Below are 16,916 nucleotides of genomic sequence, written 5' to 3'. Positions count from 1 at the left end.
TACCTCATTAGAAGTAAGCCAAAATAGTAATTTAGTTAATACTTAGAGCATTAATTGTTTAGATAAAAAGGTCTACCGTAAGTGATCGCATTATCTGAAGTATCAATATCTCTTAATTCAGTTCGGGCTGAGCTGTTGGTTGCAAAACCTTCAATACCAAAGTTGATGCCAATGTTGTTTTCATAATCAGGTTTTGAGCCTTCAGAGCCAATGACTGCTTTATTCCAGCCTCGAATCTGATTTGAGTAAGTGAAGGCGATATACCAACAATCAGAGCGGTAACGCAAATTGGCTAGCCACTCAAGTTCGACATCTTCAGTCAGATCATGGTAATACTGGCCGCTAATCGTCCATTTAGAATCAATATTGTAAGCGCCTAAGATCCCAGCTTGAGATATACCATCTTTTGTCACTTTGTTTAGGTCAGTAAACTCAATGGTATCTTCAATGTACTCTTTGGTGACGTAGCGATAGTTTGTCTGGATAAAGCCCTTTTTAAATTGGTATTCAAAGGTGCTGTTAGCCAGTTGCATTGAACCTAAGTCAATGTCGTACTGCATGCCACCATGATAAAATAGGAAGTCATCATAGTTAAAATCGGTTTCAATTGCCCATGATGAATAGTTGGATGATGACTCTTCATTCGACGCGATTTTAGTGGTCTTATCGATGTAGTAAATCTGACCAAATGAGATGTTCAGACGCTCTTTGTAGCTCTCATCAAAAAAGCGAGTACTTGCGCCATAGCTGATTTGGTTTGCTGGTGCGACTTTATCAATACTGCTGTATTTACGACTGCGGAACAGTCCGTAATAGTCGGTTTGTAGCAGAGTTGTATCGTAGTTATAAATATTGGTTTGATCTTCATCTGGTACATATAAGTATTGAACTTGTGGCTCTAAACTTTGTACATAGCCATCAAATATTTGAGTTTCACGCTCTAGATAAATTCCGGCATGAGTTCGAAACTCTGGAATAACGCGAGAAACTCTCTCATCTAAGCTATTTTTTAGATTGTTGGTATCTTGTGTGATGCTATCTAGATCTTGCTGATAGTAGGTTGCTAAGACTCGAGCTTCGGTTGTCCAACTCGCCCATGTATTTGATAGGGGAATGGTAATTCCGGGCTCTATATGAGCACGAGTAGCTGATGGCTTGGCTTTGTCATTAGTATCAAAGCGGCTAACTTGACTCTTTAGATCAAAGTTAACGTAGTTCCCCCAAAGAGGTGTGTAATAATTGAAGCCAACCTGCGGAAGTAGTCGGTAGGGTGAACTATCGTCAACTAAGACTTGGAAGTCACGAACTTGCAGTGACATATCCCAAAATTGTGAGCGATAAAATACCGCGCCTTCTTGCATTAGTTGACCATCTTCACGCTTACCAATATCAGAGTCTAAATCACGGAAATAATCGTTATCACTGACTTGAGAGTAATCTGCCATGACCCTCCAGTTGCTATTGATGATACCGTCGTGTTTATATTGAAAAGCCCAACGCTCACCTGGGTCGGTATATTTTCTATCTGAACCTAAATATTCGGTTTTAATCTCACCTTCACCAAATCCATCGGTTAGGTAGCGGAAGTCAGCATCAAACTTTGTTCCACGCTCTTGCATATAAAGCGTGGTAATGGTGGCATCATAATCCGGAGCAATATTCCAGTAAAATGGCATCTCAAATTCAAAACCATCACTAGAACCATAAGCGATGCTTGGGAATAAGAAGCCCGTCTTTCTTGTATTACCGATTGGTACCGTTATATAAGGGGCATAGAAAATAGGGACATCGAGCACTTCAAATCTTGGGTGATAGAATGTGGCGCTCTCTTCGTTTTGATCGACTTTGATTTCAGATGCGACCATGCGCCACGAATTGTCACCATCGGGACATGAGGTGATAGAACCATCTTGCAATTGGTAAACCGCTTTACCTGTTTTTGAGATATATACGGCATCCCCACGACCTTGTTGGCAAACAAAGTTATATTGAGTATTTTCTAATTCAAACTCATTGCTGGCTAAATCGCTAGTTACGCGGGTCGAATTAGCTTCAAATTGCCCATCAGTAAAATGCACGTTACCTTCAGCTATTGCAATGTTATCTTGTTGATGCAGCGTGATTTTATCGGCAGAAATAACCTTCTGGCCTTGAGTGATTTTGACGTCACCAGAGTATGAAGCTTTATCGCCATTAATCGCTTCTAAGCTATCGGCAGTGACAACAATAGGCTCTTGATTCGCATTAGAATTGACAGAAGAGTCGATCAAACATTGATCTGTAGAGGGCATTTCCTGCACACTATCAGTTGCGGTAGTTTCTGCCTGAGCGGTTGGCACTAACAAAGCGGCGCTAATAGAAGCGGCTAAAAAGGTGCGGGAAAAACATTGCATTGAATTGAACTATCCTTTGTCACTAACTTAGCGGTTGTTTAACATACAACCGAAATGAGAAAAAATTATCTCCCTTATGATAAAGGAAATAAATGCATCCAGCACTATAAGACCACATTACTCCTAAAAAATTCATAGATAGAGAACACATAATGCAGATTTTTGGCAAAATTCTTGGCGCCTTTTTTGGTTTTTTATTTGGTGGCCCGTTGGGCGCCATGTTCGGACTTTTTCTAGGTCATCAATTTGACAAAGCTCGTCGCTTAAATCAGGCCGGCTTTAGAACTGCTGGTTTTGGTTCAGGGCCAAGCCAAGTGGAACGTCAGAACGAGTTCTTTAAAGCCGCATTTTCGGTGATGGGACATGTAGCAAAAGCAAAAGGCCAAGTTACACGTGAAGAGATCCAATTGGCTTCAACCATGATGGAGCGCATGAATCTTCATGGCGAACAACGGAAAGCGGCGCAAGATGCATTTCGTGATGGTAAAGAGTCAGATTTTCCTTTAGATGAAGTGCTACAACGCGTCCGTGTTTCGACAGGAGGGCGTTTTGATTTAATGCAGTTCTTCTTAGAATTACAAATCTCCGCCGCATTTGCAGATGGTCAACTTGATCCGAGTGAGCGCAGTGTTTTACATAAAATAGCGCAAGGTCTTGGGTTTTCTGCGGAGCAACTAGAACGTCGTTTGCACATGCAAGAGGCCGCGTTTCGTTTTCAGCAGGGCGGTGGTCAACAAGGAGGGCATGGCCAGCAAGGTAATTGGCAACAAGCCTCACAAGCAAGTCAATTGGCCGATGCCTATAATGTACTAGGTGTGAGTGAAGATACTGAGCCAAAAGAGCTTAAACGTGCTCACCGTAAATTGATGAACGAACATCATCCGGACAAGTTGATGGCGAAAGGCTTACCACCAGAAATGATGAATGTTGCAAAAGAGAAAGCACAAGAGATCCAAAATGCTTATGACTTAATTAAAAAAGTGAAAGGTATTAAATAGCAAGGAGCTATCTATGTATAAGGATGTACTGACGTTTTGGTTTGAAGAGTTGACTCCCGCAGATTGGTTCAGTCGTAGTGATGAGCTGGATTCTTGTATTCAGCAGCGCTTTGGGGGTTTGTTGATTCAAGCTGCTCAAAGTGAGTTGTTTGACTGGAGGGATAGTGCGGAAGGGCGTTTAGCAGAGATCATTGTTCTTGATCAGTTCTCGCGCAATGTATATCGAGATACTGCACAAGCGTTCTCTGCTGACCCACTTGCATTAGGATTAGCTCAAGAGGCGATTGCGCAAGGCTGTGATCAACAACTGACGGCGATTCAGCGTAGTTTTTTATACATGCCTTTCATGCATAGTGAATCATTAAAAATTCATCAACAAGCGGTGACGCTGTTTGAATCGAATGGTCTTGAAGGGAACGTTGAATTTGAACATAAACACAAAGTGATTATTGAGCGTTTTGGGCGTTACCCTCATCGTAATGATGTTTTAGGTCGCCCTTCAACGGCTGAAGAGGTTGAGTTTTTAACCCAACCGAACTCTCGCTTTTAATGGTTGCAGTCGTACGCTCATTCTTTCGTACTTACTTTTTATTTAGGTTCCAATCGTAGTCGTAAGTGATCTTTCCTTTAAAATCGGCAAGATCATTTCGATAGGAACCTAAGTGCTGAAATAACATCTCTTCTGAACCAAAATCCTCAATGAACCAGTCATATATCGAAGAGAGCTGTAAGTTCTTACCTTGTCGCAAGACACCTTTGTCACTATTAATGTATTGAGTCGCTGCGAGCTCAAGCAGTTGTTCGGCATTGTCTGCGCGGAATGCTGTAGCTTGTAAATTTGGACAACCTAAACTGGCGCAATTAACGGCATAATGGGTACGTGGATCTTGCCATATTGGACGCAAGATTCGGTGTTCAATATCATTTAAGGTCAACGTTTTTCCTGCAACCGTCGTGATGTCCTCTCCCCAAGGTCCAAAACTGAAGAATCCACCAAGCTTGGTTATTGACTCTATCGGGTAATTTTCGATGATGATGTTGACGGTTAGGGCGTTATAGAAGTTGACCCAATAGGCATATTGTTCGTTTTTTGAATAGTGGCGAGGATCCAGCGACGCGAGTTGCTTTAGATAATTCGTGAGTTTGTTTTGATCGGTTCTGGTCACTTTGTCATACGCAAAAAGGGTGTTTTCACCTTCAACGCTCAAATATTGATTTAAAATCTCCTGCCAAGATTGATGAGATATTTTGGCTGTGTTTGTTTCGTCACTTTGATTCCAATAAGACCACAAGTCAGATTTTGGCGCCGCAAGGCTAGAGGTGGAGAAGAGAATGATGAGGAAGGATAAAATGTATTTCATTGAAGGCTCCACTAGAAATTTGAATGATACAGCTTAACTTATCAGACCTTGTCGCTTCGTATTATATTTCAAGTTAAACAAGAAAAAGGTGAGCCACATACATGACTCACCTTTATCGCTATTCTTACCTTTAAAGCGATGACTGAATTATCTATTTTAAAAAGTTGGGAATAGTGGTTTCGTATTGAGCAATCTTATCCGCGTGTTGCAGCGTTAAACCAATATTATCTAACCCATTTAATAAGCAGTGGCGACGGAATTCATCAATCTCAAAAGAGTATTGCTTACCATTCGCTGTGACTAACATGGCTTCCAAATCTATTGTAACTTTAGCCCCTTCGTTTGCTTCGATAAACTGGAAGATCTCATCGACTTCAGATTCCGTTAAGCGAACGGGTACCATTTGGTTATTGATGGAGTTGCCGTAAAAAATATCAGCAAAGCTTGGGGCGATCATCACTTGGATGCCGTAATCCGCGAGTGCCCAAGGTGCGTGTTCACGCGAGGAGCCGCAACCAAAGTTTTCACGAGCAAGCAGAACCGTAGCGCCTTGATAGCGAGGGGCATTCATCACAAACTCTGGATTAGGTTGTTCACCTGCATCATCAAGAAAACGCCAATCGTGAAATAGGTGTTTACCAAAACCAATGCGATTTACTTTTTGTAAAAATTGCTTTGGTATGATGGCATCCGTATCAATGTTTGCCGTATCTAAAGGAACGACTAGACCTGTATGTTGCTTAAAACCTGACATAGTAAATTCCTTTTATGCGTGTTCAGTAATGGTGCGAATATCAACAAAGTGACCCGCAATTGCGGCAGCCGCAGCCATCGCTGGACTGACTAGGTGAGTTCGACCATCACGGCCTTGGCGACCTTCAAAGTTACGATTAGATGTTGATGCACAACGCTCTTGTGGGCCTAGTCGGTCGTTGTTCATAGCAAGACACATAGAACAACCCGGAAGACGCCATTCAAAGCCCGCTTCTTTAAATATCACATCTAAACCTTCTTTTTCTGCTTGTGCTTTTACTTGTTCAGAACCTGGAACAATCAGAGCTTGAACATGAGCCGCCACTTTATTGCCCTTGGCTACAGCCGCCGCCGCGCGCATGTCTTCAATACGTGAGTTAGTACATGAGCCAACAAATACTTTATCGACATTGTAATCAGACAGAGATTTACCCGCTTCAAGTCCCATGTAAGCTAATGCTTTTTCAGCTGAGGCTTTTTCTACTGGGTCAGCAAAACTCTCAGGTGCAGGGATTGGTTGATCAACGGCAATCACTTGACCCGGGTTTGTGCCCCAAGTCACTTGCGGTTTAATCTCTGAAGCATCAAGGGTGACTACTGCATCAAATTCTGCGTCATCATCCGTTTTTAGTGAAGACCAGTACTCGATAGCTGCCGTTAAATCTTCCCCTTGAGGTGAAAATTTACGGCCAGTGATGTAATCAAATGTGGTTTGGTCAGGTGCAATTAAACCGGCTTTAGCGCCTAGCTCAATTGCCATGTTACATACCGTCATACGACCTTCCATCGTTAGATCGGTAATGGCTTCACCGCAAAATTCAACCACGTAGCCTGTACCACCCGCAGCGGTTGTTTTGCCGATGATGGCAAGAACGATATCTTTTGCCGTAATGCCTTCGGCTACTTTGCCTTTAACTTCGATTTTCATGGTTTTAGCACGCGCTTGTTTTAGCGTTTGTGTCGCTAATACGTGCTCAACTTCAGAGGTACCAATACCAAAAGCCAAAGAACCAAATGCGCCGTGGGTTGCTGTGTGTGAATCACCACAAACAATCGTCATACCCGGTAAAGTGATACCAAGCTCTGGCCCCATAACATGAACAATACCTTGGTATTTATGGTTGAGATCGTAAAGGGTTACGCCAAACTCTTCACAGTTTTTAGACAGTGTTTCCATTTGGATACGAGCCATTTCACCAGAGGCATTAATGTCTTTGGTTTGGGTCGATACGTTATGATCCATGGTTGCGAAAGTTTTCCCGACTTGGCGAACTTTACGGCCTTTTTCACGCAAGCCATCAAACGCTTGCGGTGAGGTCACTTCATGAACTAAGTGGCGATCGATGTATAAAATTGGGTTTTCACCTTCCGCTGCAACGGCAACATGGGCATCGTAAATTTTTTCGTATAATGTTTTTGCGTTAGACATTGCTTCTTCCTTGAATTACGAATTCAAAATGTATTCAGCGATTTTATCGCCCATTGCTGAGGTCGTTAGTGCTGGCTTATCACCGGCTAGATCCGCCGTAAGTTCACCGGCTGACAGCGCTTTAGATACGGCAGCTTCAATGCTTTGTGCTGCTTCTTCTTCACCTAGGCTGTAACGTAACATCAGTGCTGCAGATAAGATCTGAGCTACTGGGTTTGCGATGTTTTTACCTGCGATATCAGGCGCTGAACCGCCAGCAGGTTCATACAGACCAAAGTTGCTTTCATTCAAACTTGCAGAAGGAAGCATGCCCATTGAACCTGTGATCATCGCGCACTCATCAGAGATGATGTCACCAAAGATGTTTGAACACAGCATCACATCAAATTGAGAAGGGTCTTTAATTAGCTGCATGGTCGCGTTATCAATATACATGTGGTTTAGTTTTACATCTGGGTAATCTTGAGCGATCTCTTCGACCACTTCACGCCATAAAATTGAGCTTTGTAGAACGTTGGCTTTATCGATTGAGTAGACGTTCTTATTACGTAGACGAGCCGACTCAAAAGCAATTTTGGCGATACGTTCAATTTCATAGCGGTGATAAATCTCAGTATCAAATGCTTTCTCGTTTGGTCCTTCGCCTTCACGACCTTTTGGCTGACCAAAGTAGATACCACCAGTCAGTTCACGAACCACCACGATATCAAAACCACGCTCTGAAATGTCTGCACGCAGTGGAGAGAAGTTTTCTAATCCTTTATGGATCTGGGCTGGACGAAGGTTACAAAACAGTTGGAAATGCTTACGTAAAGGCAGTAGAGCACCACGTTCCGGTTGATCGTTTGGTGGAAGGTGCTCCCACTTAGGACCACCAACAGAACCAAATAATACGGCATCAGATTCTTCACAGCCTTTCACAGTACTTTCAGGAAGTGGACAGCCGTGGTTATCAATCGCAATACCGCCAACATCATGTTGTTCGCGAGAGAATGAAATCGCGTGTTTTTTCTCAATGGCATCCAGTACTTTATGCGCTTGTTCCATCACCTCTGGGCCAATACCATCGCCCGGTAAAATGGCAATCTTGTATGTTTTATTCGTCATGTTAATCCTTTAATCTTTTTATTTAACTTGGTCAGTCAGGGGAGAGTTTACTTCCTCTGACTTAAAATTATTGTCTGCTTCTTCTAAACTGCGGCAATCTTCTTTTGTTTCATTTCAGCAATTTGATCGGCTCGGTGAATGCTATTGATTACATGCAGTAGTGCTTGGCCAGACGCTTCGATAATATCGGTCGCTAAGCCAGTACCGTGATATTTACGACCTTTATAGTTAGCAATGATATCGGCTTGGCCTAAACCATCCTCACCCTCACCTTTCGCGGTTAGGTGGAACTTGTCCAATACGATTTCGTAACCCGTTAATTTGTAAATACACTGGTAAAGAGCATCAACGGGACCATTTCCGACAGCGGCTTCGCATTTTTCTTCATCACCACATAATAACTTGATGCTGGTGGTCGCCATTACACTGCCTGATTGCACACTTAGATAGTTCAGCTTATAGAAATCATCTTCATCACGAAGGTTAGCGAAATGCATCAATGCTTCTAAATCATAATCAAAGACTTGGCCTTTACGGTCGGCCAGTTTCACGAAATCAGCGTAAAGCGTATCGAGGTTATACTCTTCTTCTTTGTAACCCATCCCATCCATGTGGCTCTTAACAGCTGCACGGCCAGAACGACTGGTTAGGTTCAACGCTTGGTTTTTCAGACCAATCGACTCTGGAGTCATGATCTCATAAGTATTTTTATTCTTAAGCATGCCATCTTGGTGGATACCAGAAGAGTGGCTAAAAGCGTTCGCCCCAACAATGGCTTTATTGCTTTGAATGGGCATATTGCACAGTTGACTGACTAGCTTGCTGGTGCGGTGGATTTCATCATTTTTAAGTCCTGTGCGAACCCCTAAAAACTCTGAACGGGTTTGAAGGATCATTGCAATCTCTTCTAATGAACAGTTACCCGCACGCTCGCCAATACCATTGATGGTGCCTTCTACTTGGCGAGCCCCGGCTTGAACCGCCGCAATAGAGTTAGCAACCGACATGCCTAAATCATCATGGCAGTGAACCGAAATGATGGCTTTATCGATGTTCGGTACGCGGTTGAATAGCTGCTGGATAATGCCACCAAACTCATTAGGAACCGTGTAGCCAACCGTATCTGGAATGTTGATGGTGTTAGCGCCAGCATTAATCGCCGCTTCAACCATGCGGCAAAGGTTATCGATCGGTGTACGACCAGCATCTTCGCAAGAAAATTCCACATCATCCGTATAGTTACGAGCGTGTTTCACCGCCTTGACGCCCATTTCGACAACGTCATCATAGCTACGACGAAGCTTATCTTGAACATGAACCGTCGAGGTTGAAATAAAGGTGTGAATACGGAACGCTTCTGCCACTTTTAACGCTTCGGCAGCTGCATCAATATCTTTGGCGACAGCACGAGACAAACCACAAATACGGCTGTTTTTGATATTTCTTGCGATAGTTTGGACGGATTCAAAATCGCCAGGTGAAGACACTGGGAAACCGGCTTCGATTACATCGACACCCAGTCGTTCAAGCGCATAGGCAATTTGCAGTTTTTCTTTCACTGTCAAACTGGCGGAGAGTGCTTGTTCGCCATCACGTAATGTGGTGTCGAAAATGATGACTTGATCGTTCATGAGTGCTTCCTTCTTCCGATGTAGACCGTTTACTTCCATAGAATAATTTTAAGGTAATCGTTGGTTTTATATGCGTAGCACGCTTAAATTTTTACCGTTATAAAAAAACCCGCATCAAGTGCGGGTTTCTAGAAATTGTGTACATATTCGCCGTTCACAACCTACCCGCGTGCATTGCTCACGATCAGGAGGAGGTTCAGTAGAAGTGGCGAAGTTAACATCATTACACAAGTATCCTTAAAATTTGTTAACCACATATTTACCGTAAATTTCATTAAGCGTCAAACAAGAAAATCTATTATCCTCCTCACACTTAGAATGGAATCTTTGCAATTAACTCTTGTGGGTGCTTTATTTGGTGTTTTATGCTGATTATTCCAATATCTTCCTGCTGATGATGTCACGTGATTTTATATATGCAGGTTAATATTTTATATGTAGAGTTGGTTTATTGTTAACAAGAGAAAGAAAGGAAAATAGACGATAGGCGTGTTGAGTTAATGACCACTAAATTAACATTTACGTTTCTACGAGCTTGGTTCGATTAATTAATCATTTGATTGATTAGTGTTGAATTAATCTCCTGCTTATTTGATTCATTTCTACCTATAATTAATCGCATGATTAATTGAGTAGAGAAGGGCGGCCGTGACAACGAGAAAAGCAGGGAGACCTCAGCAAGATGTGGATGTTAGAGCGCTGTTGATTCAGCATGCTCGTGATCTGTTTGTGGTTCAGCCTTATGACAAGGTATCAACTCGCCTCATTGCAGAACGCGCGGGCGTCAACATCGCAATGATCCGGTATTATTTTGGTAATAAGGCGGGGTTGTTCGAAACCATGTTGCGAGAAACATTACGCCCGATGCAGCTACAGATGAATAAGTTAGTTCAAGATAGCAACCAAGAGAACTTTCTAGACTTGATGCGAACTTATTATAAAGAGATGGTTAAGGTACCGAAGTTTCCCCGTTTGATTGCCCAAGTGATGAATATGCCGCCTTCTGAAATGCAAAGGGAGTTACTAGAAAAAGTATTCCTTGATGTGACGAAACCGGCTCAAGATGTCATTTTTGACAAGCTTGTTGAACGTGGTGTACTGAAACCCGGAATGGATCCCAAGTTATGTCGGGTCTCTTATATAAGCTTAATGGTTTTTCCCTTTATCGCTCCTCCCCCTCTACTTGCTTTTCATGGCATCGAAATCAATGAAGAATTTCTAAATCGATTACTCGAACATAACATCAAATTGATGACTCATGGTTTTATCCAAAAAGATAATATTCAAGGACCAGAATAATGAAAGTGAACCGCAAATTTCTTTTCTTCCCTGCGTTAGCGGTAGGTGTTGTCGTTTTAGTACTGGCGATTAATTTACGCCCTGATTTACCGACAAACCCTGCCACCGATAGAGCCCGACTCGTGGATACGATGCCGTTAGAACTTAAATCCATGGCTCCTGTCGCTATTGGTTATGGCAAAGTGACGCCTAAATTTGAATGGAAAGCGATCGCAGAAGTCACAGGGAAGGTGGTGTATCGTCACCCCAATTTAGAGAAAGGTCAGGTACTTCCGAAAGATACTGAAATTATTAGAATTGATCCCCTAGATTACGAATTAAAGTTGACCCAAGCTCAAGCGGATCTGAAGTCAAGCCAGACTCAATTAGCGAAACTGTCGTTAGAAGAGCGAAACTTACAACAAACGCTTGGAATCGAACAAAACCGTTTGTCATTGAGTAAACAAGAATTAGGACGTATCGAAAATTTGCGTAAGAAGGGTCTCTCTTCTCAGTCTGATGTGGATCAACAGACGCAAAGCTATTTATCCCAGCAAAAACTCGTCCAAGATATGAAGAATCAACTACAGCTTTTTCCTGACGAGCAGAAAGTTGCGCAAGCTGTTGTTAGAGTGAATCAATCGAAGGTCCAAGAAGCCCAGCGTTCATTAGATAAAACATCGATCCGCTTACCTCGTTCTTTACGAATCGCCAGTGTGGATATCGAGATAAACCAAGTGGTGAACTTACAGCAAACGATGGTGGTAGGGCATGGAATGGATGTAATGGAAGTGGAAGCACAACTTTCGATTCATGATATGCATACCCTTGCTTCAAGTGTTGGTTCGTTTACTCGCGATGATGCAGGTATTCCTAAACCGGATATGGCGTTCATTAACGCAGAAATTGAATTGAACAGTGGTAATTTAAAAGCCATTTGGCCTGCGAAAGTTGCACGTATCAGTGAAACGGTTGATGTGAATCAAGCGACTGCTGGTGTCATTTTAGAAGCGACGCAAAATTACGCCGATCTGACGCCGGAAAGTTTACCGCCTTTAGTCAATGGGATGTTTGTGCAAGCGACCATTGAAGGTCAGCAGCAACCAAGTTGGGTTATTCCTGAAAGAGCATTGCATGGCAATCGCATCTACCTTATGAGCCCTGAATCTCGATTGGAAATCCGAACGATTGAAGTGTTGTACCGCAGAGATAACCAAGTCGTTATCAATGGGGATATCGAACAAGGAGAACGCTTGGTTCTGAATGATCTTCTTCCTGCGATTGATGGAATGATGCTACGCGAAGCGACGGTGAACTCAGTCAATAGTACAGGAGCGAATCAAGTAGGAGACGAGTCATGATCCGTTTTTTCTCTCGCCATCCAACGGCCGCAAACTTATTGATGCTGGGTTTGCTCGTACTTGGTATCACATCTTTATCGACGATCAAACGTGAAACCTTTCCAGAGTTTGATCCTCCATACATCATGGCGAGTGTGATCTATCCCGGAGCCTCCCCTCAAGAAGTTGAGGAGAGCTTATGTGTACGTATGGAAGATTCGGTGGATGGCTTAGCTAATATTGAAGAGACTCAGTGTGAAGCGGTTGAAGGTTCGGCTCGGTTGATCTTAAAGTTGAATGAGAAAGCAGACATCGGGCGAATGCTGGTGGATGTCCAAACTCAGATCAACTCAATCAATGATTTTCCCACTGAGATCGAATCACCAATGGTTCAAGAGCTTGACTGGAATGAGCCCGTTGTTGATGTTGCGATCACAGCCGATACCAGTTGGCCAGAGTTAAAGGCTTATGCTGAAGATCTTAAACGCACCATGAAGCTTGATTATGGCGTCTCTCTGGTGTCGGTTAGTGGCTTTTCAGATCACCAGTATCGTGTAGAGCTCGATACTCAAGCTATTCGTCAATTAGGGTTAAGCGTCGGTGATATCGCGGAACAGATCGGGCGTCAGAACGTTAAATTACCGAGTGGTAGCATTGAAACTCGAGATAAAAACTTTTTAATCCGTTTTGATGAACGTCGAGTGACGCCAGAAGAGTTGGAATCGATCGTCGTAGCATCGGGCGCAAATGGGTCCTTGATCCGTTTACGAGATATCGCCACGATCACCGATCGTTTTGAGTTGGATGAACAGAAAGTATTGTTTGATGGTAAGCCATCTGCGTTACTGAAGATCAGTAAAAACAAAGAAGATGACGCGCTGAGAATCAAAGATCAAGTCACGCGATTTGTGGAAGACCAACGTAAAATTGCACCGGATGGCGTAACGCTACAATTGACCAATGATCTCTCATCTGTATTGTGGGATCGTCTGACCATGATGGTCAAGAACGGATGGCAAGGGATCATTCTTGTGTTTGCTACCATGTGGCTATTTTTTAGCTTCCGCTACTCTTTTTGGGTGGCGGCAGGTTTACCCGTCGCATTTTTGGGCGGTCTATTCTTGATGGCTAATATCGGCTTATCGATCAACATCATGTCACTGGTTGGTTTGCTAATGGCAATAGGGATCATGATGGATGATGCGATTGTGATTGCTGAATCGATCGCGTCCCACTTAGACAGAGGGCAGAATATTGACGATGCGGTCTATAATGGCGTTCGAAAAGTATTCCCTGGCGTGCTCTCCTCATTTTTAACCACAGTATGTATTTTTGGTAGCTTGCTCTTTTTAGAGGGTGAAATGGGGGCCGTGTTAAAAGCGGTGCCGCAAGTACTGATTTTAGTCTTATCATTAAGCCTAATCGAAGCGTTTCTAATTCTACCCAACCACCTTGCTCATTCATTGCATAAAGAGAAGAAAGAGAAGGCTCCGCTAAAATTCAAACGTGTTTTGCTAGATAGATTTGAGCAATTTCGTAATACCACGTTGGTTAATGCCGTTGGAAAAGTGGTTCAGTTTCGTTATGCCTTCTTGGGTGGTGTAGTTGCGCTGATGCTGATATCCATCTCTTTAATCGTAGGTGGTGGGGTGAAATTTGTTCCGTTCCCTGATCTTGATGGTGATACTGCTGAGGTTCGCATCATCCTGCCTCCCGGCACATCACTGATGCACACTGAAAAAGTCGTTGAGCAGGTGGTCTCATCAGCGAAGCGACTTAATGAAGCGTGGTCTAAAGAGGTTGAGAATGGGATCCCACTCGTAGAGCATATTACCAGTAAGTTTAATGTTAATGCGGATGCCAATGAATCTGGACCACATCTGGCGACGGTGCGTTTGGATCTCCTTGGGGCAGAGAGCCGTAACACTCGAATCGATGATTTTGTTGATGCATGGCGCGAAGATGTCGGAGATCTTGCGGAACCGATCTCCATGGTCTTCAAGCAACCAACTATGGGGCCTGGTGGCCGAGCTATTGAGATCCGAGTAAAGCATGATGACTTGGATGAACTAAAACAGGCATCCATTGATATTCAAACCTATTTGAACACATTCGATGGTGTGACGGGTGTGCTTGATGACATGCGAATGGGTAAAGAGGAGATTCTCGTTAAGCTCAGACCCGGTGCGGAAACGTATGGCGTGAATGGGCAGATGATCGCGGCACAGCTAAGGGCTGCATTTTTTGGTCAAAGTGCCGATGAAATACAGCTTGGTGTTGAGAATATTTCGATTGAAGTGCGTTTAAATAAAACGGAAGCGGGTGATCTTCAACGCTTGTCTAACTTCCCCATTATTACACCAGATGGAAGTCAAATCCCACTGGCCACACTGGCAACATTAGATTTCCAGCGTAACTATGTACGAATTCAACGTATTGATGGTTTAAGAACGATCAGCGTATATGGTGACATAGATAATAAGAAGGCCAGTTCGACTGAAATTGTTCGCCAGTTTCAAAGTGATGAAATGCCGAAATTGTTAGATAAGTACTCAGGACTTCGATTTGATTTTGAAGGCGAAGCAAAAGACTCCGCGAAAACGGGAGCCTCAATGGGGAAAGGTTTCTTACTTGGATTGTTTGGTGTATTTATTATCTTAAGTTTCCAGTTCCGTAGTTACTTAGAACCTTTTGTCGTGATGCTTGCGATCCCATTGGCTTTCATTGGTGTTGTGTGGGGGCATTGGCTATTAGGACACTCTTTAAGTATGCCGAGCATCATGGGGTTTGTATCGTTAGCGGGGATAGTGGTCAATGACTCTATTCTATTAGTGCAGTACATTCGTCACCATGTGGATGAAGGTGATAATGTCCATGATTCAGTCGTAAAAGCGAGTCGAGAAAGATTCCGCGCAGTGTTTTTAACTTCGATGACAACCGCCGCTGGGTTATTACCACTGCTAATGGAAACGAGCCTTCAAGCGCAGGTGATTCAACCTCTAGTCATCTCCATCGTCTTCGGGATTTTTGCTTCTACATTATTGGTGTTGTTCATGATACCAGCCGCTTATGCGGTGTTGGCTGACTTTGGCTTAATTCATAAACATGAGCCAATTGATATGGAAGCCTAATCTTCGTTCGTTTGATTCTGTGATACAAAAAATAGGCCCTGAATGCTTGATGCGTTCAGGGCTTTTTAGTCTCAATGTTTCTCAACTACCCGGAGTTTGATTTGTGCACAACAGCTAAATATCAATGTTATCTATTTTAAGGCTGACCCATTTACGCTGTTTTTAGGTTTGGGTTGTTACTCATTCATAGCGGGAATGAAATGTAACAAATGTAACAAAACCCATAACTCACCATGATGTTTAATGTAAAAGTGATAAAAAGGTGGTTTTTATAGTTTTTTATAAAACTGTAATAGTCTGTTTTAAAAGATAAATTATATAAATAGGGTAAAATTAGCTGATTCTTTCTCAATCTTGTTGGTGTCGCTAGATTGATTGGTTAATAGTTGTGTTGTTCCTAGATATATCTGAGTCGTCAATATGACAATTTCTGGTTATCTATTACGACTAACTTTAAGCAAATACTATTGACTACCAGTAAGAGGCGTCCCCTATGTTAGATAAGAAAAATGCAATGAGTGCCATTGCAAGCTACCGAATGGAAAGTACTTTACGTGGAGTTGATTTGAACCTTCTGACAGTGTTTGATGCTGTTATGCAGGAGCAAAATATTACCCGTGCAGCGCACAATTTAGGGATGTCTCAACCAGCAGTCAGCAATGCTGTTGCTCGGTTAAAAGTTATGTTCAATGATGAACTCTTCATGCGTCAAGGCCGTGGTATTCAACCCACTCAACGAGCTCGTCAACTATTCGGACCGATGCGCCAAGCGTTGCAATTAATTCGTAATGAACTGCCAAGTTCTGTATTTAATCCTGAGTCTTCAACTCGACTGTTCAAGCTGGCGATTTGTAGCCCTTGCGACATGCGTTTTGCACCGAAAATCATGACCAATATCCATGAACAAGCACCCGATGTTCAACTTCATATGGATGCGGAATTTGACCGTAAGCTATCTGAGCGTATGCGTTACCAAGAGATCGACTTTGTGATTGATTACGCCCGTTTTGATGAACAAGGCTTCTCTAGTACTGAAATATTCCAAGATGAGTTAGTTGTTGTTACTTCAAGTTCTCACCCACGAATTCAAGGTGATGTGACGGCAAATCAGCTGCTGAATGAGAAACATGCCAAGCTCTCTAAAATTCACGGTCAGCGTAGTTTCTCTGAGCAAGCGTATCGAGACTTAGATTGTCCTGCTTACTATGAAGGGACGAGTTTAAGTAATGTATTGTACGTTGTGGGGCAGTCAGAATTAGTGACCATCGCACCACGCTGGATGGTTGAAAATGCGGCAAATAAGGATCAACTGAATATCATCCAGTTCCCATTTGATAATGCATCTATTTGCGGCTACTTGAGCTGGCATGAGTCGAGCGAAAAAGACAAAGGCCATATCTGGTTACGAGATCAGCTGATGATGATCTGCGGTGAAGTTGTTGCAGTGAAATAACGGTCCGATAGCTCTGTTGCTTTAACCCTAAACCGTGAATCA

12 protein-coding genes are annotated in these 16,916 nt (G+C 43.0%); 6 read left to right on the top strand and 6 right to left on the bottom strand.

Annotation, left to right across the window (positions count from 1 at the left end; genetic code table 11):
- Nucleotides 1-50 precede the first annotated feature (50 nt).
- The gene (gene lptD / locus OCV39_RS12620) at nt 51-2,393 is read right to left on the bottom strand and encodes an LPS assembly protein LptD (RefSeq protein WP_261888572.1); all 2,343 of its coding nucleotides are present in this window, start codon (nt 2,391-2,393) and stop codon (nt 51-53) included.
- Nucleotides 2,394-2,545: 152 nt separating this feature from the next.
- On the opposite strand from lptD, the gene djlA reads away from it, so the two are divergent.
- Both djlA and OCV39_RS12610 read left to right on the top strand, forming a co-directional pair.
- Nucleotides 2,546-3,391, top strand: a complete 846-nt coding sequence (gene djlA / locus OCV39_RS12615) for a co-chaperone DjlA (protein WP_017051145.1) — start codon at nt 2,546-2,548, stop codon at nt 3,389-3,391.
- Nucleotides 3,392-3,404: 13 nt separating this feature from the next.
- Nucleotides 3,405-3,941 (top strand): DUF924 family protein, encoded by a 537-nt coding sequence (locus tag OCV39_RS12610; RefSeq protein ID WP_261888571.1) that lies wholly within the window; start codon nt 3,405-3,407, stop codon nt 3,939-3,941.
- Between the two features lie 31 nt (nt 3,942-3,972).
- Here the strand turns inward: OCV39_RS12610 and OCV39_RS12605 are convergent, their stop codons facing one another.
- The 5 genes from OCV39_RS12605 to leuA all read right to left on the bottom strand — a co-directional run bounded on the left by OCV39_RS12605 (nt 3,973) and on the right by leuA (nt 9,672).
- On the bottom strand, nt 3,973-4,752 hold the full coding sequence (locus OCV39_RS12605) for a DUF547 domain-containing protein (RefSeq protein WP_261888570.1): 780 nt from the start codon (nt 4,750-4,752) through the stop codon (nt 3,973-3,975).
- A 151-nt stretch (nt 4,753-4,903) separates the two neighbouring features.
- Nucleotides 4,904-5,506, bottom strand: a complete 603-nt coding sequence (gene leuD, locus OCV39_RS12600; RefSeq protein ID WP_171756232.1) for a 3-isopropylmalate dehydratase small subunit — start codon at nt 5,504-5,506, stop codon at nt 4,904-4,906.
- Nucleotides 5,507-5,518: 12 nt separating this feature from the next.
- Nucleotides 5,519-6,934 (bottom strand): 3-isopropylmalate dehydratase large subunit, encoded by a 1,416-nt coding sequence (gene leuC, locus OCV39_RS12595; RefSeq protein WP_017051141.1) that lies wholly within the window; start codon nt 6,932-6,934, stop codon nt 5,519-5,521.
- Between the two features lie 15 nt (nt 6,935-6,949).
- Complete coding sequence (gene leuB / locus OCV39_RS12590) at nt 6,950-8,041, bottom strand: 3-isopropylmalate dehydrogenase (protein ID WP_113799557.1); 1,092 nt, start codon at nt 8,039-8,041, stop codon at nt 6,950-6,952.
- A gap of 83 nt (nt 8,042-8,124) precedes the next feature.
- Complete coding sequence (leuA, locus tag OCV39_RS12585; RefSeq protein ID WP_113799555.1) at nt 8,125-9,672, bottom strand: 2-isopropylmalate synthase; 1,548 nt, start codon at nt 9,670-9,672, stop codon at nt 8,125-8,127.
- Between the two features lie 648 nt (nt 9,673-10,320).
- Here leuA and OCV39_RS12580 point away from each other — a divergent pair.
- The 4 genes from OCV39_RS12580 to leuO all read left to right on the top strand — a co-directional run bounded on the left by OCV39_RS12580 (nt 10,321) and on the right by leuO (nt 16,874).
- Entirely contained in the window at nt 10,321-10,971 is a 651-nt protein-coding gene (locus tag OCV39_RS12580) for a TetR/AcrR family transcriptional regulator (RefSeq protein WP_017051138.1), read from the top strand.
- Nucleotides 10,971-12,311: an efflux RND transporter periplasmic adaptor subunit gene (locus OCV39_RS12575; RefSeq protein ID WP_136994192.1), complete on the top strand. Its 1,341-nt coding sequence runs from the start codon at nt 10,971-10,973 to the stop codon at nt 12,309-12,311. Before OCV39_RS12580 ends, OCV39_RS12575 begins: the two co-directional genes overlap by 1 nt.
- Entirely contained in the window at nt 12,308-15,421 is a 3,114-nt protein-coding gene (locus OCV39_RS12570; protein WP_261888569.1) for an efflux RND transporter permease subunit, read from the top strand. Before OCV39_RS12575 ends, OCV39_RS12570 begins: the two co-directional genes overlap by 4 nt.
- Nucleotides 15,422-15,914: 493 nt before the next feature.
- On the top strand, nt 15,915-16,874 hold the full coding sequence (leuO, locus tag OCV39_RS12565) for a transcriptional regulator LeuO (protein WP_017051135.1): 960 nt from the start codon (nt 15,915-15,917) through the stop codon (nt 16,872-16,874).
- Nucleotides 16,875-16,916 lie beyond the last annotated feature (42 nt).

This window comes from Vibrio cortegadensis (assembly GCF_024347395.1).
Taxonomy (GTDB): Bacteria; Pseudomonadota; Gammaproteobacteria; order Enterobacterales; family Vibrionaceae; genus Vibrio; species Vibrio cortegadensis.
Note: the sequence above shows the minus strand (reverse complement) of the source record. Positions and strands in the feature narration are given on the sequence as shown.

What these genes read in the sequence shown, in the direction of transcription:
- OCV39_RS12575 (WP_136994192.1), top strand. Translation starts at nt 10,971, where the DNA reads ATGAAAGTGAACCGCAAATTTCTTTTCTTCCCTGCGTTAGCGGTAGGT.
- leuD (WP_171756232.1), bottom strand. Translation starts at nt 5,506, where the DNA reads ATGTCAGGTTTTAAGCAACATACAGGTCTAGTCGTTCCTTTAGATACG.
- leuA (WP_113799555.1), bottom strand. Translation starts at nt 9,672, where the DNA reads ATGAACGATCAAGTCATCATTTTCGACACCACATTACGTGATGGCGAA.
- lptD (WP_261888572.1), bottom strand. Translation starts at nt 2,393, where the DNA reads ATGCAATGTTTTTCCCGCACCTTTTTAGCCGCTTCTATTAGCGCCGCT.
- OCV39_RS12605 (WP_261888570.1), bottom strand. Translation starts at nt 4,752, where the DNA reads ATGAAATACATTTTATCCTTCCTCATCATTCTCTTCTCCACCTCTAGC.
- leuC (WP_017051141.1), bottom strand. Translation starts at nt 6,934, where the DNA reads ATGTCTAACGCAAAAACATTATACGAAAAAATTTACGATGCCCATGTT.
- OCV39_RS12570 (WP_261888569.1), top strand. Translation starts at nt 12,308, where the DNA reads ATGATCCGTTTTTTCTCTCGCCATCCAACGGCCGCAAACTTATTGATG.
- leuB (WP_113799557.1), bottom strand. Translation starts at nt 8,041, where the DNA reads ATGACGAATAAAACATACAAGATTGCCATTTTACCGGGCGATGGTATT.
- OCV39_RS12610 (WP_261888571.1), top strand. Translation starts at nt 3,405, where the DNA reads ATGTATAAGGATGTACTGACGTTTTGGTTTGAAGAGTTGACTCCCGCA.
- djlA (WP_017051145.1), top strand. Translation starts at nt 2,546, where the DNA reads ATGCAGATTTTTGGCAAAATTCTTGGCGCCTTTTTTGGTTTTTTATTT.
- leuO (WP_017051135.1), top strand. Translation starts at nt 15,915, where the DNA reads ATGTTAGATAAGAAAAATGCAATGAGTGCCATTGCAAGCTACCGAATG.